Source organism: Geodermatophilus sp. SYSU D00879, from assembly GCF_054050375.1.
Genome location: NZ_JBJGZF010000004.1, coordinates 258,226 through 278,269, shown reverse-complemented (window position 1 = coordinate 278,269; position 20,044 = coordinate 258,226). Strand labels below are relative to the sequence as shown.

Here is a 20,044-nt window from a genome sequence, read left to right as displayed (position 1 = left end):
GGGTGGACCTCAGCGGAGCAGGCGCGCGGCCTCGACCGCCCAGTAGGTGAGCACCTGGCCGGCGCCCGCCCGCCGGATGGCGGTGATCGTCTCGAGGACGGCGCGCTCCCGGTCGATCCAGCCGTTGGCCGCGGCCGCCTCGACCATCGCGTACTCGCCGGATACCTGGTAGGCGCTGACCGGGACGTCGACGGCGTCGGCGACCCGGGCGACGATGTCCAGGTAGGGCAGCGCCGGCTTGACCATGACGGCGTCGGCGCCCTCGGCGAGGTCCTGCGCCACCTCGCGCAGCGCCTCGTCGGCGTTGGGCGGGTCCATCTGGTAGGTCGAGCGGTCGCCGAACTGCGGCGCACCCTCGGCCGCCTCGCGGAACGGCCCGTAGAAGCCCGAGGCGTACTTGGCGGCGTAGGCCAGGATCGGCGTCTCGGTGAACGCGGCGCCGTCCAGGGCCCGGCGGATCGCCGCGACCTGCCCGTCCATCATCCCGCTGGGGGCGATAACGTGGGCGCCGGCCTGCGCCTGCGCGATCGCCACGGCGGCGTACCGGTCCAGCGTCGGGTCGTTGTCGACGACGCCGGCCGGGGTGACCAGGCCGCAGTGCCCGTGCGAGGTGTACTCGCACAGGCACAGGTCGGCCATGAGGACCAGCTCGTCGCCGAGGTCGGCCCGCAGCTGGCGCAGCGCGACGTTGACGATCCCGTCGGCGGCGTCGGCCTGCGAGCCCACCTCGTCCTTCTCGGCGGGGATGCCGAACAGGATCAGCCCGCCGATGCCGGCGTCGGCCGCCTCGTGCGCGGCCTTCCGCAGCGAGTCCAGCGTGTGCTGCACGACGCCGGGCATCGCGCCGATCGGCTGCGGCCGGTCGATGCCCTCCTTGACGAACACCGGCAGCACCAGGTCGGCCGGGGCCACCCGGGTCTGCGCGGTGAGCCGCCGCAGCGCGGGCGTCGACCGCAGCCGGCGCCCGCGCGCGAAGCCCGGGTTCGACCCGCCCTGCGGGGAGGTCACTCGCCCTCACCCTCCCGCTGCGCCTCGGCGTACTCGGCCAGCGCGTCGACCAGCGGCAGCACCGCGGCGGTCTCGGGCTGGACGTCGACCCGCAGGCCGAACTCCTGCGCGGTGGCCGCGGTCGCGGGGCCGATGACGGCGACGACGGTCTTCGCGTGCGGCTTGCCGGCGATGCCGACCAGGTTGCGCACGGTGCTCGACGAGGTGAAGCAGACCGCGTCGAAGCCGCCGCCCTTGATCGCCTCGCGGACCGCGGCGGCCGGCGGGGCGGCGCGCACCGTGCGGTAGGCCGTCACGTCGTCGATCTCCCAGCCGCGCTCCTGCAGGCCCGCGGCGAGGGTCTCGGTGGCGATGTCGGCGCGCGGCAGCAGCACCCGGTTGATCGGGTCCAGCACGTCGTCGTACTCGGGGAAGTCGGCCAGCAGGCCCTCGCTGGACTGGGCGCCCGAGGGCACCAGCTCCGGCACGATGCCGAACGCGCGGACCGCCTCGGCGGTCTGCTCGCCGACGCAGGCCACCTTCACGCCGGCGAAGGCGCGGGCGTCGAGGCCCAGCTCGGTGAACTTCTCCCGGACCGCGCGCACCGCGTTGGCCGAGGTGAACACGATCCAGCCGTAGCGGCCGGTGACCAGGCCCTTGATGGCGCGGTCCATCTGCGCGGGGCTGCGCGGCGGCTCGACGGCGATGGTCGGCACCTCGACCGGCACCGCGCCGTAGGCCCGCAGCCGGTCGCTCATCTCGCCGGCCTGGTCCTTGGTGCGCGGCACCAGCACCCGCCAGCCGAACAGCGGCCGGCTCTCCCACCAGGAGAGCTTGCCGCGCTTGTCGACGGCCGCGCCGACGGTGGCCACGACCGGCCCGCTGACCGAGCCGAGGTCGGCGGTCTTCTCGGCGACGGCCGACAGCTTCGCGGTCACGCTCTTCTGGCCGGTACCCGAGCCGCCGGTGGTGACGACCACCGGCGTGCTGCCGGACAGGCCGCCCTCGACCAGCCGCGCGGCGGCGTCGGGCAGCTGCTCGGCGCCGCCCTGCAGCACGACCGGGGCGCCGAGGGCGTGCGCGGCGCCGGCCAGCGCGGGCAGGTCGACGGCGCCGTCGCGCAGGTCGGCGGTCAGCGAGGTGCCGCCGAGCGCGACGCCGGCGAAGGCCGGGACGGCGGTGGCGGGGGCGACGCCGGGGACGACGTCGAAGGGCACGGAGGTGCGGCCGACGGCGAGCACCTCCTTGACCACGGCGTCGGAGGTGAACGGGTCGCCGGCGACCAGCCGGACGACGACGTCGCCGGTCTTCGCCGCCGCGACGGCGCCCTTGGCGACGTCGGCCGGCTCGCCGGTCACGACGGTCGGCTCGACGCCGGGGCGGCTCGCGCGCACGGCGTCGAGGAGGGCGGCCGGCACGTCGGGGTCGACGTGCAGCACCGCGGCCTCGGCGATCGCGGCCGTGGCCCGGGCGGTGAGCATGCCGGGGTCACCGGGGCCGGCGCCGACGAAGACGACGCGGCCGGGGGTCTTGCGGAAGCGCGTCATCACGAGCTCCTGGTCCTTGTTGGTGTCATGGCCCTGGGGAGGGCGTGGGCGGGGGTCTGGGGTGCCGGGGCGGTCTGCCCGGCGGGGGGACGGCGCCCGGGGGTCACCGGGCGGCCGCCACGAGCTCCGCGGCGCCGCGGTCGAGCAGGTCGGCGGCGAGGTCGCGGCCCAGCCGCTCCGCCTCGCCGACCGGCCCGGTGACCGAGCCGCGGACGCCGTCGCTGCCGTCGATCGCGGTGACCGAGGCACGCAGGTACAGCTCGGCGCCGTCCTCGCCCTCGGCCAGCTCGGCGTGGGCGGCCACCGGGGCGCTGCAGCCGGCCTCGAGCGCGGCCAGCGTGGTGCGCTCGGCGAGCACGCAGGCGCGGGTGCCGGCGTCGTCGAGGGCGGCGAGCAGCTCCTGCGTCCGCTCGTCGTCGGCCCGGCACTCGACCGCCAGGGCGCCCTGCGCGGGGGCGGGCAGCACCTGCAGCGGGTCGAGGGTCTCGGTGACCGCGGCCAGCCGGCCCAGCCGGGCGAGCCCGGCGCGGGCGAGGACCACGGCGTCGAGGTCGCCCGGCACGACGCGGGCCATGCGGGTGTCGACGTTGCCGCGGATCGGCACGACCTCCAGGCCCAGGCCGAGCGCGCGCAGCTGGGCGACCCGCCGCGGCGCGCCGGTGCCGACGCGGGCGCCGGCCGGCAGCTCGCCGAGGGTCAGGCCGTCGCGGGCGACCAGCGCGTCGCGGGGGTCCTCCCGCGGCGGGACGGCGGCGAGTACCAGCCCGGGCTCGGGCGCGGTGGGCAGGTCCTTGTAGCTGTGCACCGCGACGTCGACGGTGCCCTCGAGCAGCGCCTGCCGGATCGCGGTGACGAAGACGCCGGTGCCGCCGAGCTGGGCGATGGCCGCGGCCGACCGGTCGCCCTCGGTGCTGATGTGCACCAGCTCGACCGGCACGCCGCTGGCCGCGGTGATCGCGTCGGCGACGGTCTGCGACTGGGTGCGGGCGAGCTGGCTGGCGCGGGTGCCCAGGCGCAGCGTGCGGGTGGCGGTGCTCGTCGACGGCGTGGTCACGCCACACCGCCGGGGCGCAGGTCGTCGGGGTCCACGGTGACCGCCTCGGCCAGCCGGGTGCTGTCCTCGGGCACCTCGGTGTCGATGCCGAGGCCGAACAGCGCCCGCAGCGCGTCGGCGTAGTCGACGCCGCCGGGGATGGCGGCCAGCTCCTTGACCCGCACGGTCGGCTCGTGCAGCAGCTTGTCCACCACCCGCCGCACGGTGCGGGCGATCTCGCCGCGGGCGCGGGCGTCGAGGTCGGGCAGCCGGGTGGACAGCCGCAGCAGCTCGGCGTCGACGACCTCGGCGGCCTGGCTGCGCAGCGCGGACACGGTCGGGGCGACGGCGGCGGCCTGCCGCTCGGCGCGCAGCAGCGCGGCCTCGGCCTCGATGAGCGCGTGCGCGGCGGAGACGTCGTCGGCGGCGACCGGGCCGGTGCCCCCGGCGGCCGAGCGCTCGCCCTGCAGCAGCGCCAGGTCGACCAGGTGCACGCCGGGCAGCGCGGCCACGCCCGGGTCGACGTCGCGGGGCAGGGCCAGGTCGACGACGGCCAGCGGGCGGCCGCCGCGGTCGGCCATGGCGCCGGCGACGACGTCGGTGCCGACCACCAGGCCGGTGGCGCCGGTGCAGGTGACCACGACGTCGGCGTCGGCGATCGCCGCGCGCAGGTCGGCGAGCTCGGCGGTGCCGCCGTCGACCGCGGCGGCCAGGCGGGCGGCCGACTCCGGCGAGCGGCTGGCGACGGTGACCAGCGCGCCGCGGCGGGACAGCGTGGTGGCGGCCAGCGCGCCCATCGACCCGGCGCCGACGACCAGCGTCGGGCGGCCGGCCAGCGGGCCGACCCGCTGCTCGGCGTGGTCGAGGGAGACGGTGACCAGGTTGGCGCCGGCGCGGTCGATACCGGTCTCGGAGTGCACCCGCTTGCCCACGCGCAGCGCGTGCTGGGCGACCGGGTGCAGCGAGCGGCCGACCGTGCCCTCGTCCTGGGCGAGGGCGTAGGCGGCGCGCAGCTGGCCGAGGACCTGGGTCTCGCCGACCACCATGGAGTCCAGGCCCGCGGCCACGGTGAACAGGTGGGCGACGGCCTGGTCCTCGTAGTGGACGGTGACGTAGGGCGAGAGCTCCTCGACGGAGGCGCCGGCCTGGCGGGCCAGCACCCGGCTGACCTCGGCGACGCCGCCGTGGAAGCGGTCGACCTCGGCGAAGACCTCGACCCGGTTGCAGGTGGCCAGCACCAGCGCCTCGCTGACGTGGTCGCTCTCGACCAGCTCGTGCAGCGCCTTGACCCTGTCGTCCGCGCTCATCGCGACCTGCTCGAGCAGCGCGACCGGCGCGGTCTGGTGGCTGATGCCGACGGCGAGCAGGCTCATGCCATCCCCCCGGCGGGGGCGAGCCCGGTGCCGAGCCCCGTGACCGGGGCCGAACCCCGCTGCTTGTCGAGGAACGCGAGGACCTGCAGCTCGACGGAGAGGTCGACCTGGCGGACACCGACCCCTGCGGGCGCGGTGAGCGCCACCGGCGCGAAGTTCAAGATGCTCCTCACCCCGGCCCTGGTCAGCCGGTCGCAGACCCGCTGCGCCACCTCGGCCGGTGTCGCGATGACCCCGATCGTCGCCCGCGTGGCGGCGACGACCTCGTCGAGCTCCTCCATGGGCCGGACCGGCAGGTCGCCGATCCGCTGGCCCACCCGGGCGGGCGAGGCGTCGAACAGGCCGACGAACTCGAAGCCCCGGTTGCCGAAGCCCGCGTAGCCGGCCAGCGCCGACCCCAGGTTCCCGATCCCGACGAGGACGCACGCGTGCGCCGTCTCCATCCCGAGCACGGCCGCGATGCGGTCGCGCAGGGTGGCCACGTCGTAACCGACCCCGCGCACGCCGCACGGGCCGAGGTGGGAGAGGTCCTTGCGCAGCCCGGCGGGGTTGACGCCGGCCGCCGAGGCCAGCTCGCCGGAGGAGACGGTGCCGCGGCCGCTGTCGGCGAGTCCGGTGAGCACCCGCAGGTACACGGCCAGCCGGGCGACGGTGGCCTCCGGGATCCGGGGCCGCGACTGCATCACGGGCCTACTCCACAGCGGTCGCGCCCGGGCGCCGGCGGGAGCCTGCGGGGGCGGACGACATCGGGGATCCGGGCGGTACACCCACCCGGCGACAGCCACGGTAACCGCTTGTGAACGCAGGAACAAAGTCCCGGGGACGGCCACGGGCCCCGGGCCAGCGCGGATGCCCGCGGCTGTGTCCGACACCATACCCGCCCGGGGGTTCCCCGACCCGTCCGAGTGGCCCGCTCAGCTGATCCCGAGGTCGCGGCGCAGCCGGGGGACGTCGACGGTGAAGTAGGAGTGCTCCCGGCCGTCGAGCAGCACCACCGGCACCCGGTCGCCGTACTCGGCCTGCAGCTCCGGGTCGGCGTCGACGTCGACCTCGCGGGTGGCGACGCCGGCCTCGCCGGCGATCCGCGCGAGCGTCTCGGCCGCGGTGACGCACAGGTGGCAGCCGGCCCGGGTGAGCAGCTGCAGCCGCACGGGGGTCTCGGTCACGGGGCACCTCCTGCGGGGCGGCGGCGTCCCCCCGGCGAGGTACCGAGACGTACCGCACGGCCGGCCGACGTGGACGGTTCGCAGTGATGTTGTCACCATGGGAGAGGACCCGCAGGACAGCGGGACACCGCCGAGCCGGGAGGACCCCCGTCGGGCGAGCCGTCGCGGCTCGGCGGGCCGACGAGGAGGTCGACGTCCCGCATGCCGCAGTCGCGCCCGGTGGACGAGCGGTCGTCCGCCGTCCCGGCGGGGCGGCGGCCCAGTCCGCGCCCCCGCCCGACGCCGTACCCGCGCGCCAGCGTGGAGGGCGTCCCGGCAGAGCCGAACGTCGTCGTCGACCCCGAGGCCGTCGACCCCGGGGCCGTCGCTCTGGAGGCCGGCTCTCCCGGCGCCGTCGCGGAGCCGCCCGAGGAGGACGAGGGCGCGCTCGCCGAGGAGCTCGCGGCGCTCGAGGAGGACCTGCCCGACGGCCGGGTCGACGTCTGGGACCTGGTCCGGCAGGCGCAGGCCGGCGACGCCGAGGCGTTCGGCCGGCTCTACGACCACTACGTGACGCTGGTCCACCGGTACGTGCTGCACCGGGTGGGCGACCGCGCCCAGGCCGAGGACTTCACCAGCGAGACCTTCGTCCGCGCGCTGCGGCGCATCGACTCGCTGTCGTTCCAGGGCCGCGACGTCGGCGCGTGGCTCGTGACGATCGCCCGCAACATCATCCGCGACCACGTGAAGAGCAGCCGGTTCCGGCTGGAGGTCACCACCGCGGACATGCGCGACGCCGACCAGGCCACCGACGGCCCCGAGGACGCCGTCGTCTCCCGGCTGACGAACGAGCAGCTGCTGGCCTGCATCCGCCAGCTGGGCAGCGAGCAGCAGGAGTGCATCTCGCTGCGGTTCCTCCAGGGGCTGTCGGTGTCGGAGACCGCGGCGGTGATGGGCAAGAAGGACGGCGCGGTCAAGGCGCTGCAGCACCGGGCGGTGCGGCGCCTGGCCGCCCTGCTGCCGGAGGGGCTGCGGTGACGCGCGGGGCCCCGGGCGGGGGACCCGCCGTTGTTACCCGCGGGTACGCCGTAACGAGCCGCGACCTGCGTCGTTGCCCCCGTCGACCGAGCACCGACCGACCGACCGGAGGCCCCAGGTGAGCGCCGAGCACGACGCCGCGGGAGCGACCCGCCGTGCGTCCGTGCAGCAGCGGGAGGCAGCCCTCGAGGACCGGCTCCGCGCGCTCGCCCTGGACCTCGACGACGAGCCCGCGCCCGACTTCCGCGCGGCCACCCGCGCACGGCTGGTGGCGATGGCCGCCGTCCGGTCGCCGGAGCCGGAGCCGCGCCGCGGCCTGGCCCGGCTGCGCACCGCCCGGCCGGCACCCGGCCGCCCGGCGTGGCGGTCCCGGTTGACCGCCGGGATCGCCGGCGCGGCGCTGGCGGTCACCGCGCTCGGGTCCCTGGTCGCGCTGTCCACCGACGCCGAGCCCGGCGACCCGCTCTACGCCCTCAAGCGGGGCACCGAGCAGACCCAGCTCGCGCTGGCCGGCGACGAGCGCGGCCTGACGCTGCTGGAGTTCGCCACCACCCGGCTGCAGGAGCTCGGCGGCCTCGTCGAGGACGGCGCGGGTGCGCCGCCGGCCGACCTGGTCGTCGACACCCTCGCCACCATGGACGCCCAGACCACCGAGGGCGCCGCCCTGGTGCTCACCCAGGCCGTCGCCGGCCGCGACACCGCTCCCCTTGCGGTGCTCGCCGGCTGGGCCGAGGACCAGGGCTCCGGCCTCGCGGGCCTGCAGGGCGCGCTGCCCGCGGACGCCGGCACCGCCGCCACCCGCTCGCTCGGACTGGTCTCCGAGGTCGGCACCCGCGCCGCGGAGTTGCGCACCGCGCTCGCCTGCCCCAGCGGCCCCGCCGTCTCCGGCGCGGACCGGTTCGGCCCGCTGCCGGCCGCCTGTGGCACCACCCCGGCCCCGCCGTCGGCCGGCTCCGGGACCACGGCCCCCGCACCGGCCGGCCCCGGCACCCCGACCCCCGACCAGCCGACCGGGCCGTCCGCGCCGTCGGCCCCGTCGTCGACGCCGGCGCCCTCGAGCGCGCCTCCCGCACCGTCCACCGGCAGCGGCCCGGCGGCGCCGACCGGCCCCGGGGGCGGGAGCACCCCGACCGGCACGGCGCCGACGACGGCCCCGCCCGCGCCCGGTGGTGGGCTGCCTCTGCCTCCGCTCCCGCTGCCCGGGGGCGGCGGTCAGCCGTCCGCGCCGTCGACCACCACGCCGCCCCCGGTCCTGGACACCCCGCTGCCGATCTGCCTCTGGCCGATCATCTGCTGAGGTCCCGGTCCGGGGCCCCGGCGGACGGCCGATAAGGTCGGTCGTGTACCGCCCCAGGGCGGAGGGACCACCCCAGGGGAGGGAGCCCGTGCCGGGTCTGCCGTTCAGCGGCCGCCGCAGGCAGGACGGCGGGGCGCCGTCCGAGGAGGAGATCCGCGCGCACGTCGCCGGCGCGGCGTCCGCGGCCGCCGCGGAGGTCGAGCCGGTCCCCGCCGTGGTGGCCGACCGCACCGCCGCCGCGTTCTTCGACGTCGACAACACGATGATGATGGGCGCCTCGCTGTTCTGGTTCGCCCGCGGCCTGGCCTCGCGGAAGTACCTGACCTCCCGCGACATCGCCCGGTTCGCGTGGCAGCAGGCCAAGTTCCGCGTCGCGGGCAACGAGAGCGCCGGCGACATGCACACCATCCGCGAGACCGCGCTGGCCTTCGTCGCCGGCCGCACGGTCGCCGAGATCGTCGACGCCGGCGAGGAGATCTACGACGAGCTGATGGCCGACCGGATCTGGTCGGGCACCCGCAACCTCGCCCAGCAGCACCTCGACGCCGGCCAGCGGGTGTGGCTGGTCACCGCGACGCCGGTGGAGCTGGCGCGGATCATCGCCCACCGGCTGGGGCTCACCGGCGCCCTGGGCACGGTCGCCGAGGTGGTCGACGGCCGCTACACCGGCCGGCTGGTCGGCGAGCTCATGCACGGCGAGGCCAAGGCGGAGGCGGTGCGGGCGCTGGCCGAGCGGGAGGGCCTGGACCTCACCCGCTGCACCGCGTACAGCGACTCGGCCAACGACCTCCCGATGCTCACCCTGACCGGGACGGCGGTGGCGGTGAACCCCGACACCGAGCTGCGCGCGGTCGCCCGGTCCCGCGACTGGACCGTCCGCGACTTCCGCACCGGCCGGAAGGCCGCCCGGATCGGCGTCCCCACGGTCGCGGCCGCGGCGGTCACCGGCGGCGTCGTCGGTGGCGCGGTCGCCCTCCGCCGCCGCAACGCCTGGCCGTTCTGACTCGTCGGCCTCCGGCCGACACCGCGGCCACGTGCCCGGAAGGACCTCGCTGCCCCCCGCCCCTCGCACGCTCGGGGCGGGCCCCTGCACCGACGCCGATCGACGCGTGGAGCCCTTCCTGCCGCTCGGTCGCGGGAGCCTCCGGCCCCCACTCCTCGCGGCACCTCGCAGGGCGCGTCACGTCGGCACCCGCGAGCAGGTGCCGTCCCCGACACCGCCGCGCGACTCCCACCCGCTCCTCGGCGGACCCTCCGGGCCCGCGCTCGTCGCGGGTCAGGAGAAGACGGACCTGCGCTGCAGCAGCAACTGGTAGATCGCGTGCTGGATGGTCTCCCGGACCTGGTCGGTCAGGTTGAACACCAGCATCGGGTCCTCGGCGGCGGCCGCGCCGTAGTGCGCGGTCTCGATCGGCTCGCCGAAGGCGATCAGCCACTTCGACGGCAGCGGCACCAGCCCGAGCGGGCCGAGCGCGGGGAAGGTCGGCGTCACCGGGAAGTACGGCAGCCCCAGCAGCCGCGCGAGGGTCTTCGCGTTGCCGACCATCGGGTAGATCTCCTCGGCGCCCACGATGGCGCAGGGGACGATCGGCTTGCCGGTGCGCAGAGCCGCCGTGACGAAACCGCCCCGACCGAACCGCTGCAGCGTGTACCGGTCGCGGAACGGCTTGCCGATCCCCTTGAACCCCTCGGGGAAGACGCCGACCAGCTCGTCGGCGCACAGCAGCCGCTCGGCGTCCTCGCTGCACGCCAGCGTGGCGCCGAACTTGCGGGCCAGGGACCCGACGAACGGCAGGTCGAAGAGCAGGTCGGCGCCGAGCAGCCGGAACCGCCGCTGCGCCGGGTGGTCGTCGTGCAGCGCCACGGTGGCCATCAGCGCGTCGACCGGCACCGTGCCGGAGTGGTTCGCCACCACCAGCGCCCCGCCGTCGGTGGGCACGTTCTCGATGCCGTGGGTCTCGACGCGGAACCACCGGTTGAACAGCGGCCGCAGGACCGGCAGGAGCACGTGGTCGGTGAGGTCGGTGTCCAGGCCGAACTCGTCCGTCTCGTACTCGCCGGTCAGGCGGCGGCGGAGGAACTCCAGGCCGCCCGCGACCTGCTCGTCCCAGCTCGGGTCCGCCGGCGGCGGGACGTGCGGCCGGCCGTCGTCGTCGGGGCGCAGCCGGATGACGCGGGCCTCAGGCATCGCGCACCGCCCGCAGTCCCGGCGGGGCCGGCGTGGGCCGCAGCCGGCCCTGCACCGTCGTCCCCACGGAGGAGGCGACCGACCCGGCCCGCGCCACCAGCCCACGGGCCTGGTCGGTCACCTCGCCGACCACGGTGGGCGGGACCACCGGCGGCACGGTGCGCGCGTAGTCGGCCAGCGCCTCGGCGGTGGTGTAGCGGGGGGTGTAGCCGAACTCGGTGCGCAGCACGGTCGTGTCCACGACCCGGCCGAAGTTGAGGAAGCGCATCTGCTCCGGGGAGTAGTCGACGTAGCCGAAGCGGCGGGTGAGCCGGCCGAGGGAGCCCAGCGCCGGCGAGGGCACCGGCAGCTGCAGCCGGCCCAGCCGGCGGATGACCTGGGACAGCAGCAAGGTGCCCTCTCCCCCGACGTTCACCGTCCCCGCGAAGTCCCCGGTCGTGGCGCGGGTGAGGACGCCGAGGGCGTCGTCCTCGTGCAGCAGCTGCACGCGGGCGTCGTAGCCGAGGGCGGTGGGGACGACGGGCATGCGCAGGAACCCGGTGAGCACCGAGTCGATGCGCGGGCCGATGAAGTTGGTGAACCGCAGGACGGCGACCCCGACGTCGGGACGGCGGCGCGCGAAGGACCGCACGTAGCCCTCGATGTCGAGGCTGTCCTTGGCGAACCCGCCCGAGGGCACCCGGCGCGCCTGCATCGCCTCGGTGAAGACGGCGGGGTCGCGCGGGGAGGCGCCGTAGACGGCGCTGGTCGACTTGAGCACCAGCCGGCGGACCGAGGGCGCGCGCTGGCAGGCGGCGAGGAGCTGCATCGTCCCGATGACGTTGAGCTCCTTCATCGGCCCCCGCCCGCCGGCACCGGCGGGCGTGGAGCTGATGTTCATGTGGACGACGGTGTCGACCGCCGCGGTGCTGATGACCTTGCCGATCAGCGGGTTGCGGATGTCGGCGCGCACGAACTCGGTGCGGCCGAGGCGGCGGAGCAGCTCCGCCGACGGGGGGACGGTGTCGACCCCGATGACCCGGTCGATGGACGGGTCGCGAGCGAGCTCGGCCGCCAGCGCACCACCCAGCCACCGGCTGACACCGGTGACGAGGACGACGGCGGGCGGCACGAGCGTCAGCTCACTTCTTGTTGCGGCGCTGCACGCGGGTCTTCTTGAGCAGCTTGCGGTGCTTCTTCTTCGCCATCCGCTTGCGGCGCTTCTTGATGACCGAACCCATGTCCTGCTCCCGACGTCGTTGCCGCGTGTCGCGCCGGGGACCGCTGGTTCGGAACCGGACGCCACGCGAGTGTGGATCAGCTCGTGTGCGACGGCTCCGGCGGGGGCCGGGGTGTCGCTCGGCGCCCGAGCCTACCCGGCGCCCCCGCGGCGACGCTGCCGCGGGAACCGGACCGGACAGAACTCACCCGGGATGGCGGGCGGGGACGCCTCGTGAGGTGCTGGAACGGCCGCCCTCCAGGGTCCCCCGCCGAGCTTGCGAGGCGTGGGGGAAGGGCGGTCCTTCGTCAGGCGATGTCGGTGTAGGCGTCGCGCAGGTAGTCCTGGACGGCGCGCTCGGGGACGCGGAAGGAGCGGCCGACGCGGACGGCGGACAGCTCGCCGGCGTGCACGAGGCGGTACACGGTCATCTTGGAGACGCGCATCATGCTGGCGACCTCGGCGACGGTCAGGAAGGTGACCGCGGCGCGCGGCTGCGGGACGGACGGGCGACCGACGGGCATGGCGGCGGGGTGGGCCGGGCCGACGGGGCGCGCGACGGCGGCGGCCGGCATCGGGCGGGCCATGGGCCGCGGGCCGGGGACGGCCGGGCGGACGTAGGCGGCGTTGGTGCGCTGGGGCATGGTCATGATCAGCTCTCCGGACCTAGCACGCGTCGGGCGTCGGCTTCCCCACCGACTACGGGACACGCACGTGCTGACACAGAGAGTAGGGGGACCCGCGTGACAGAAGCGATGGAAGAAACGAACACGGGGAACGGTCCGTCCCTGTCAGAACTACACCTATGCAACTCGCTTCACAGCCGTGTCGGCGCGTCTCCACGTTGACGTGTCGACACGGTAACGCAGCGTCCCCCCACACCGGTCACGAGCGGGTTACCGTCACCGGCTCCCGTCGGCCCGGCCGAGCTCCACCGAGCGCCGGGCGGCCGCCTCGATGGCCGCGATGAGCGCCGAGCGCACCGAGTGCCGCTCCAGCTCCCGGATGCCGGCGATGGTCGTGCCGCCGGGGCTGCTCACCGCGTCCCGCAGCTGCGCCGGGTGCTCCCCCGACTCGCGCAGCATCACCGCTGAGCCCAGCGCCGTCTGCACCACCAGCTCGGTGGTCAGCGCCCGCGGCAGGCCGAGCAGCACCCCGGCGTCGACCATCGCCTCGACGAGGTAGAAGAAGTAGGCGGGCCCGCTGCCGGACAGCGCCGTGACCGCGTCCTGCTGGTACTCGGGCACCCGGGCCACGCGGCCGACGGTGGACAGCAGCGCCTCGGCCTCGTCCAGCTCGGCCTCGCCCGCGGACGCCCCGGCCGACAGCACGCTCATCCCCTCGTCGACCAGCGCCGGGGTGTTCGGCATGACCCGCACCACCGGCACGCCGGCCGGCAGCGCCGCCTCGATCGTGGCGGTGGAGATCCCGGCGGCGATGCTCACCACCAGGTGCCCGGGGTCCACCGACGGCGCCAGCCGCTCCAGCAGCGCCGGCAGGTCCTGCGGCTTGACCGCCAGGAGCAGCACCCGCGCGCGGGCGGCCGCCTCCTCGATCCCGACGACGTCGATCCCGTAGCGGGTGGCGAGCTCCCGGCCCCGCTCCGGGTGCCGCTCGCAGACGACGACGCCGTCCGGGCCCTGCCTCTTCACCAGCCCGGCCAGCAGCGCCTCGCCCATCTTCCCGCCGCCGTAGACCGCCAGGCCCTGCCGCTGTGCCATCCCGTTCTCCCAGCTCTCGGTGTGCGCCGGACGCCGCATCGACCCCGCGTCGGACGGTAGTGCGCGCGGGTGTGCCGTCTCCCGGGGCCGGGTAGCCGCGCCCGCATGGCAGGAGAACTGGACGGGATGAAGGTGGCCGTGCTCGCGACCGACGGCGTCGAGCAGGTCGAGCTCGAACGGCCGTGGCAGGCGCTGGAGGACGCCGGGGCCGAGCCGGAGCTGGTGTCGCTGGAGGGCGGCAGCATCACGATGTACCAGCACATCGACAAGGGCGACACCAAGAAGGTGGACACGACCGTCGCCTCGGCCGACCCCGAGGACTACGCCGCGCTGGTCCTGCCCGGCGGCGTCATCAACGGCGACTTCGTCCGGGCCGACGCCGACGCCGTCGCGTTCGTGAAGGCGTTCTTCGACGCGGACAAGCCGGTCGCGGCCATCTGCCACGCGCCGTGGGTGCTGGCGGAGGCCGACGTCGTCCGGGGCCGGCGGATGACGTCGTGGCCCTCGCTGCAGACCGACCTGCGCAACGCGGGCGCGAAGTGGGTCGACGAGGAGGTCGTCGTCGACGGCAACCTGGTCACCAGCCGCAAGCCCGACGACCTCGACGCGTTCGCCGCGGCGATCGTCGAGCAGTTCGGCCAGGCCGGCGCCGAGGAGGACGACGAGGACGAGTGAGGTGCGGCCGGCTGCCCGCCGGCACCTCAGGTGCCGGCGAGCAGCCCGGCGGCCGGGGCGATGGTGAGCAGCGTCCCGGCGAACACGAGGACGGCGACCAGCCGCAGCCCGGTGGGCTCGCGGCCGGTCCGCTGCCGCCAGGCGCCCACGCCGGCGACGAGGCCGGTCACCGCGAGCGGGGCGAGGACCACCGCGACCTGCGGCACCTGCTCCCAGACGACGGTGGCCAGGAAGTAGATGCCGACGCCGGCGGCCAGCGCCAGGACCAGCTCGCCGGCGAAGCGCAGCCAGGCCAGCGCGCCCTCCTTGGCGCCCAGCGGCTCGTCGAGGACCTCGGTCTCCCCGGCGCGGGTGACCGGGATCGGGCCGGTGGCCGGGGCGGGCTCCGCCGCCGAGGCGCCGGGGACACCCGGCTTGCGGGAGGGCCGGATGCCCGGGATGGCCGCGGTCGACGGCTCGGCCGGACCGCGCCGGTCCTCGGCCGGCGCCCCCGCGACGCGACCGGTGTCCCGGGTCCCCCTGGCCTTCTCGGCGGCCTTCGCCGCGGCCTTCTCCGCCCGGCCCGCCTTCTCGGCCCGGCCCGCCTTCTCGACCCGGGCGGCCGCCTTCTCCGCGGCCCGGTCCCGGGCCTGGCGGCCGGTGTCGGCGACCGGCCCGGTGTCCCGGGACAGCCGGCCGGTCTCGGAGACCCGGCCGGTGTCGCCGGCGCGGCGGCCGGGGTTGGGCGCGTCCTCGGCGTCGGGGTCGCGGCGGCGCTGCTTGATCGGGATGTCGCCGGTGTCGCCGCGGCGCCGGCGCACGCTGCGCGGGGCCTCGATGCCCGCCTCGCGCAGGATGTCGGCCAGCGGCCGGCCGCCGGTCTCCGGACCGCGCCCGGAGTCGGGGTCCCTGCGGGGCTGTGCCATCACGCGCCTCCCAAGGAGTCCAGTCGCCGCAGGATGACGCCCTCGCGCAGCGCCCACGGACAGATCTTGACGGAGGGTAGTTCCAGCGCCTGCATGGCCGCCTGCGCCACCACGGCACCGGCCGGCACCTGGTGGGCGCGGTCGGGCGACACGCCCCGCAGCTCGGCCAGGCTGCGCGCCTCGATGCGGGACACGAAGCCGATCAGCTGGCCGAGGCCGTCGAGGGTGAGCTCGCGGGGCACCCGCAGGCCGGCCGAGTAGGGCGCCGCGCCGGTCAGCCGGGCCAGCGTGCGGAAGGTCTTGCTCGTCGCCGCCACCAGGTCCGGCGCGCCCGCGCCGCGCAGCTTCTTCGCCGCCGGCTTGAGCACGTCGGCCGCGTGCTCGCCCAGCGCCTCCAGGGCCGCGAGGTCGGGCCGGCCGCCCTCGGCGGCGTCCTGCAGGAAGCGGCGGGTCATCCGCCCGGCGCCCAGCGGCACCGACAGCGCGACGTCGGGGTCCTCGTCGACGCCGCTGGCCAGCTCGAGCGAGCCGCCGCCGATGTCGAGGACCAGCAGCCGGCCCGCGCTCCACCCGTACCAGCGGCGGACGGCGAGGAAGGTCAGCCGGGCCTCCTCCTCGCCGCTGGTCACCTGCAGCTCGACGCCGGTCTGCGCGCGGACGCGGTCGAGCACCTCCATGCCGTTGACCGCCTCGCGGATGGCCGAGGTCACCAGCGCGAGCACCTCGTCGCAGCCCTGCTCCTCGGCCCGACGGCAGGCCTTGCGCACGGCGGCGACCAGCGCCTTCTCCCCGGTCCTGGAGAGGACGTCGTCCCTGCCGACGTGCTCGGCCAGGCGCAGGACCGCGCGGTCGTCGTAGGTCGGGGTGGGGTGGCCGCCGCGGTGGGCGTCCACCACGAGCAGGTGGACGGTGTTCGAGCCGACGTCCAGCACCCCGAGCCGCATGCGGTCAGTCTGCCGGTCGGGCCGTCCCTAGGCTGGACCGGTGCAGGACGTACCCCCGGAGGTCGACCCGGACTTCGCCCGCGAGTGGATCGAGTTCCCGGATCCCGCCGACCCGCGGCACGTCGTCCGCGCCGACCTGACCTGGCTGTCCTCCGCCTGGACCTGCGTGTTCGGCCGCGGCTGCGCCGGCGTCGTCGAGGGCCGGGCCGACGACGGCTGCTGCAGCCACGGCGCGTTCTTCAGCGACGAGGACGACCTCGCCCGGGTGACCGCCGCCGTCGCCGACCTCACCGACGAGGACTGGCAGCTCGCGCCGCTCGGCCGCGGCGCCTGGACCGAGGAGGACGGTGCCGACGACGTGGCCCCCGAGGAGGGCGGCGTCCGCTCGCTGCGCACCCGCCTGGTCGACGGCGCCTGCGTCTTCCTCAACCGCCCCGGCTTCCCGGGTGGCACCGGCTGCGCGCTGCACCGGATGGCGCTGCGCGAGGAGCTGCACCCGCTGCTCACCAAGCCCGACGTCTGCTGGCAGCTGCCGGTGCGCCGCGAGCAGGAGGAGGTCGAGCGGCCCGACGGGACGACGGTGCTGGTGAGCACGATCGGCGAGTTCGACCGCCGCGGCTGGGGCCCGGGCGGCGCCGACCTGCACTGGTGGTGCACCGGCTCGCCGGCCGCGCACGTCTCCCCCGAGCCGCTGGTGGCCACCTACGCCGCCGAGCTCACCGCCCTCCTCGGCCCGGCCGCCTACGCCGAGCTGCGCCGGCTCACCGAGGCCCGGCTGGACCTCGGCCTGGTCGCCCCGCACCCGGCCAGCCCGGCACCGGTGCCCCTCCCGCTGCCCCGGCTGCGGCCCGGCGGCTGAGGTCCACTCCCCGTCCGGGGTGCGGCGGAGGCCGGATCGACACCGCCCGCCACTACCCTGCTGGGGACGACCGCGACGACCGGACGGCGAGGACTGTGAGCGACGGACAGGCGGCGGCCCCCCGCGCGCGCCCGGCGGGGTCGTCGGCCAGTGGGCGCGCGCAGGAGAACGCGCTGCTCGTCCTCCTGCGCATCCCGGTGTTCCGCCGCATGTGGGCGGCGATCACCGTCTCCAGCCTCGGCGACTGGCTGGGCCTGCTGGCCACCACGGCGATGGCCCAGCAGCTCACCAGCGACCAGTCGCTCGGCGTCCAGGGCGCGGCGATCTCCGGCGTCATCCTCACCCGGCTGCTGCCCGACCTGCTCCTCGGCCCGATCGCCGGCGCGCTGGCCGACCGGCTCGACCGGCGCACCACCGTCGTCGTCGGCGACCTGCTGGCCTGCTCGCTGTACCTGTCGATCGCCTTCAGCTACGAGCTGACCTGGCTCTACGTCGCCCAGTTCCTCGTCGAGGCGGTCGGGCTGTTCACCAACCCGGCCAAGCAGGCGATCTGGGTGGCGATCGTGCCGCGCGAGCGGCTGGCCGTGGCCAACCAGGTGTCGCTGTTCAGCGTCTACGGCGCGGTGCCGGTCGCCTCGCTGCTGTTCGCGCTGCTGTCCACGGTCGCGCGGGTGTTCCCCGGCAGCGGCGGGGCCGGGGACGCGCGGACGGCGATCGTCGTCGCCCTGCTGTTCAACTCGGCGAGCTTCGCGCTCTCGGCCACCACGGTGTTCCTGTCCCGGCGGCTCATCCCGCGGACGCCCGTCGACCGGCAGCCGTCGACGAACGTGTTCTCCCTCGTCGTCGAGGGTGTCTCCTTCCTGCGCGGGCAGCCGCTGATGCGCGCGCTGTACGTCGGCGTCATCGGCGCGTTCGGGGCCGGCGGGCTGATCATCGGCGTGGCGCAGCTCTACATCGCCACCCTCGACGCCGGCGCCGCCGGGTACGGCGTGGTGTTCGGCATCGTCTTCTCCGGCCTGGCCCTCGGCATGCTGGTCGGGCCGCGGATCCTGCCCACGATCCCGCGGCGCAGCCTGTTCGCCCGCTCCATCGGCCTGGCCGGCATCGCGCTGCTGGCGATGTCCCTGCTGCAGGACTTCGTCCTCGCCACCATGGCGGCGTTCCTCGTCGGCCTGTTCGCGGGGATCTCCTGGATCATCGGCTACACGCTCATCGGCTTCGAGGTCGAGGACCGGCTGCGCGGGCGGGTGTTCGCCTTCGTCGTGTCCTCGGTGCGCATCGTCCTGCTGCTGTCGGTCGCCGTCGGCCCGGGCCTGGCCGGCCTGCTCGGCAACCACGACCTGCGCGTCGGCGAGCTGATGCTCAGCCTCACCGGGCCCGGTCTCACGCTGCTGATCGGCGGCGTCCTCGCGCTGCTGGTCAGCGCCTACGCCGTCCGCCAGGTCGTCCCCCGCGGCCGGCCGGGCACCCGCCCGCGCGACGTGTTCCGGCTGCTGTGGGGCAGCTCGGACATCCTGTCGGCCTCGGCCAGCGGCACCGGCCTGTTCGTCGTCGTCGAGGGTGCCGACCGCGACCTCACCCGCCGCTACACCGCCGAGCTCGCCCAGGTGCTGCGCGACTGCGGCTGCCCGGTGGTGGCCACGCACGAGCCGAGCGACACGGCGCTGGGCCGGCAGGTCCGCACGCTGCTCTACCCGCCGGCGCCCGAGAGGGCCGGCGCGACCGACGGCGAGGGCCACCCGGTGGCCGCCTACACCGCGGCGCTGCTGGCCGCCGCCGACCGCGCCGAGCACGTGGCCACGGTCATCCGGCCGGCGCTGCAGCGGCGCGAGGTCGTGGTGTGCACCCACTACGTGGACACCTCGATCGCCTTCCACGGCGCCGGGCAGGGCCTGGACGCCGACCGCATCTTCCGCACCTCGCTGTGGGCCACCCGCGGCCTGCTGCCCGACCTCACCGTGGTCGTCGACTCCCCCGTCACCGCCGGTCCCACGGGCGCCGACGCCGGCGCGGTGCGCGCGGCGTTCCTCGCCCAGGCCGACGCCGCGCCCGACCGCTACGTCGTCGTGCCCGGCGAGCTCCTGGGCACCGACGGCGGCCCGGACGGCGACGGGCTGGTCTCGACGGCGGTGCGGCGGAAGATCACCGCGCTGGTCACCCAGCGCTGTCCCGAGCTCGGCGAGCGCGCCGACGGCGCCTCCGGGGCGGCCGACCCGCCGGTCGGCGCGGCGCGGACCGGTACCGGGGGGATCGCCGGAGGCTCCGTAGGCTGACCGGCGTGAACGCCCCGGTGAGCCCCGGCCCGGTGACCTGGACCCCCGAGGACACCGAGGCGGTCGAGTGCTGCCTGTGCGGCGTGCCCGGCCGGCTCGTGCACGACCTCCCCCCGTTCGGCGTCGTCCGCTGCCCGTCCTGCGGACTGGTGTTCATCAGCCCACGGCTGCGGCCGGAGGCGCTGCAGCGGCTCTACGACGACGTCGGCTACTTCGAGGGCGGCGTGTACGGCAGCGCCGTCGACGGGGCGGCGCAGGAACCCCGCCGGTTCGACCCCGCGATGCTGCTGCAGCGCACCTGGACCGCCGGGCGGCTCGCGCTGCTCGACCGGGTCCGGAGCCGCGCCGCCGGCGGCCGGCTGCTCGAGGTCGGCGCCGGCTACGGCCTGTTCCTCGACGCGGCGCGCCGGGCCGGCTGGCAGACCAGCGGGGTGGAGCTGTCCCGCACCGGCGCGAAGCACGCCACCGAGGTGCTCGGACTCGACGTGTTCTGCGGCCAGCTGGCCGAGGCGCCGCTGGAGCCGGGCTTCGACGTCGTCTGCGCGTGGGACACCGTCGAGCACGTGCCCGACCCGCTCGACTTCTGGCGCACCGCCCGCTCCCTGGTGGCCGACGACGGCGTCGTGCTGTTCTCCACGCCCTACGTCTCGTCACTGCCCGCGCGGCTGCTCGGCACCCGCTGGTGGACGCTGAAGCCGGCCGAGCACATCTGGCACTTCACCCCGCGCACGCACGCGATGCTGCTGGCCCGGGCCGGGTTCGCGCTGACGCAGGTGGTCCGCAGCCCGCTCGCGCCGAGCAACGCCGGCCGGCTGGACTCCCTGGTCGGCGTCGCGCGCCCCGTCCCCCTGGGCTGACGCG

20 protein-coding genes are annotated in these 20,044 nt (G+C 76.2%); 7 read left to right on the top strand and 13 right to left on the bottom strand.

All coding sequences use genetic code 11. The features are described from left to right. Nucleotides 1–9: 9 nt before the first annotated feature. The 6 genes from hemB to ACI79B_RS08595 all read right to left on the bottom strand — a co-directional run bounded on the left by hemB (nt 10) and on the right by ACI79B_RS08595 (nt 6,106). Complete coding sequence (hemB, locus tag ACI79B_RS08620; RefSeq protein WP_456926533.1) at nt 10–1,008, bottom strand: porphobilinogen synthase; 999 nt, start codon at nt 1,006–1,008, stop codon at nt 10–12. Then, complete coding sequence (locus tag ACI79B_RS08615; protein WP_456926531.1) at nt 1,005–2,534, bottom strand: uroporphyrinogen-III synthase; 1,530 nt, start codon at nt 2,532–2,534, stop codon at nt 1,005–1,007. Before ACI79B_RS08615 ends, hemB begins: the two co-directional genes overlap by 4 nt. Nucleotides 2,535–2,637: 103 nt before the next feature. Further along, nucleotides 2,638–3,588, bottom strand: a complete 951-nt coding sequence (gene hemC / locus ACI79B_RS08610; protein WP_456926530.1) for a hydroxymethylbilane synthase — start codon at nt 3,586–3,588, stop codon at nt 2,638–2,640. Then, nucleotides 3,585–4,940, bottom strand: a complete 1,356-nt coding sequence (locus tag ACI79B_RS08605) for a glutamyl-tRNA reductase (RefSeq protein WP_456926529.1) — start codon at nt 4,938–4,940, stop codon at nt 3,585–3,587. The genes hemC and ACI79B_RS08605 overlap by 4 nt, the downstream gene beginning before the upstream one ends. Continuing rightward, a complete protein-coding gene (locus ACI79B_RS08600; protein ID WP_456926528.1) occupies nt 4,937–5,623 on the bottom strand; it encodes a redox-sensing transcriptional repressor Rex in 687 nt (228 codons plus the stop codon). Before ACI79B_RS08600 ends, ACI79B_RS08605 begins: the two co-directional genes overlap by 4 nt. 231 nt (nt 5,624–5,854) lie before the next feature. Then, nucleotides 5,855–6,106 (bottom strand): glutaredoxin family protein, encoded by a 252-nt coding sequence (locus ACI79B_RS08595; RefSeq protein WP_456926527.1) that lies wholly within the window; start codon nt 6,104–6,106, stop codon nt 5,855–5,857. Nucleotides 6,107–6,307: 201 nt separating this feature from the next. Between ACI79B_RS08595 and ACI79B_RS08590 the strand changes: the two genes are divergently transcribed. The 3 genes from ACI79B_RS08590 to ACI79B_RS08580 all read left to right on the top strand — a co-directional run bounded on the left by ACI79B_RS08590 (nt 6,308) and on the right by ACI79B_RS08580 (nt 9,423). Beyond that, on the top strand, nt 6,308–7,123 hold the full coding sequence (locus tag ACI79B_RS08590; RefSeq protein WP_456926526.1) for a sigma-70 family RNA polymerase sigma factor: 816 nt from the start codon (nt 6,308–6,310) through the stop codon (nt 7,121–7,123). Nucleotides 7,124–7,241: 118 nt separating this feature from the next. Further along, entirely contained in the window at nt 7,242–8,420 is a 1,179-nt protein-coding gene (locus ACI79B_RS08585) for a DUF5667 domain-containing protein (RefSeq protein WP_456926525.1), read from the top strand. A gap of 88 nt (nt 8,421–8,508) precedes the next feature. Beyond that, nucleotides 8,509–9,423, top strand: coding sequence for an HAD family hydrolase (locus ACI79B_RS08580; RefSeq protein WP_456926524.1), 915 nt, complete (start codon nt 8,509–8,511; stop codon nt 9,421–9,423). A 273-nt stretch (nt 9,424–9,696) separates the two neighbouring features. On the opposite strand, the gene ACI79B_RS08575 is transcribed toward ACI79B_RS08580, so the two are convergent. The 5 genes from ACI79B_RS08575 to proC all read right to left on the bottom strand — a co-directional run bounded on the left by ACI79B_RS08575 (nt 9,697) and on the right by proC (nt 13,527). After that, nucleotides 9,697–10,608: a lysophospholipid acyltransferase family protein gene (locus ACI79B_RS08575; protein WP_456926523.1), complete on the bottom strand. Its 912-nt coding sequence runs from the start codon at nt 10,606–10,608 to the stop codon at nt 9,697–9,699. Next, the gene (locus tag ACI79B_RS08570) at nt 10,601–11,719 is read right to left on the bottom strand and encodes an NAD-dependent epimerase/dehydratase family protein (RefSeq protein WP_456926522.1); all 1,119 of its coding nucleotides are present in this window, start codon (nt 11,717–11,719) and stop codon (nt 10,601–10,603) included. Before ACI79B_RS08570 ends, ACI79B_RS08575 begins: the two co-directional genes overlap by 8 nt. 10 nt (nt 11,720–11,729) lie before the next feature. Then, on the bottom strand, nt 11,730–11,828 hold the full coding sequence (locus ACI79B_RS08565) for a 30S ribosomal protein bS22 (protein WP_012854759.1): 99 nt from the start codon (nt 11,826–11,828) through the stop codon (nt 11,730–11,732). A 286-nt stretch (nt 11,829–12,114) separates the two neighbouring features. Then, complete coding sequence (locus ACI79B_RS08560; RefSeq protein WP_456926521.1) at nt 12,115–12,456, bottom strand: helix-turn-helix domain-containing protein; 342 nt, start codon at nt 12,454–12,456, stop codon at nt 12,115–12,117. A gap of 252 nt (nt 12,457–12,708) precedes the next feature. Then, a complete protein-coding gene (proC, locus tag ACI79B_RS08555; protein WP_456926520.1) occupies nt 12,709–13,527 on the bottom strand; it encodes a pyrroline-5-carboxylate reductase in 819 nt (272 codons plus the stop codon). A gap of 105 nt (nt 13,528–13,632) precedes the next feature. Here proC and ACI79B_RS08550 point away from each other — a divergent pair, with 105 nt between their 5' ends. Further along, entirely contained in the window at nt 13,633–14,202 is a 570-nt protein-coding gene (locus tag ACI79B_RS08550) for a type 1 glutamine amidotransferase domain-containing protein (RefSeq protein WP_456926519.1), read from the top strand. A 26-nt stretch (nt 14,203–14,228) separates the two neighbouring features. Here the strand turns inward: ACI79B_RS08550 and ACI79B_RS08545 are convergent, their stop codons facing one another. Next, nucleotides 14,229–15,107, bottom strand: coding sequence for a hypothetical protein (locus ACI79B_RS08545; protein ID WP_456926518.1), 879 nt, complete (start codon nt 15,105–15,107; stop codon nt 14,229–14,231). Then, complete coding sequence (locus ACI79B_RS08540; RefSeq protein ID WP_456926517.1) at nt 15,107–16,051, bottom strand: Ppx/GppA phosphatase family protein; 945 nt, start codon at nt 16,049–16,051, stop codon at nt 15,107–15,109. Before ACI79B_RS08540 ends, ACI79B_RS08545 begins: the two co-directional genes overlap by 1 nt. Before the next feature lie 40 nt (nt 16,052–16,091). On the opposite strand from ACI79B_RS08540, the gene ACI79B_RS08535 reads away from it, so the two are divergent. From ACI79B_RS08535 to ACI79B_RS08525, 3 genes are all read left to right on the top strand, one after another. Further along, entirely contained in the window at nt 16,092–16,910 is an 819-nt protein-coding gene (locus ACI79B_RS08535; RefSeq protein ID WP_456926515.1) for a hypothetical protein, read from the top strand. A gap of 95 nt (nt 16,911–17,005) precedes the next feature. Further along, nucleotides 17,006–19,183: a bifunctional MFS transporter/dTMP kinase gene (locus ACI79B_RS08530; RefSeq protein WP_456926514.1), complete on the top strand. Its 2,178-nt coding sequence runs from the start codon at nt 17,006–17,008 to the stop codon at nt 19,181–19,183. Between the two features lie 5 nt (nt 19,184–19,188). Beyond that, nucleotides 19,189–20,040, top strand: a complete 852-nt coding sequence (locus ACI79B_RS08525) for a class I SAM-dependent methyltransferase (protein ID WP_456926513.1) — start codon at nt 19,189–19,191, stop codon at nt 20,038–20,040. Nucleotides 20,041–20,044: the final 4 nt, after the last annotated feature.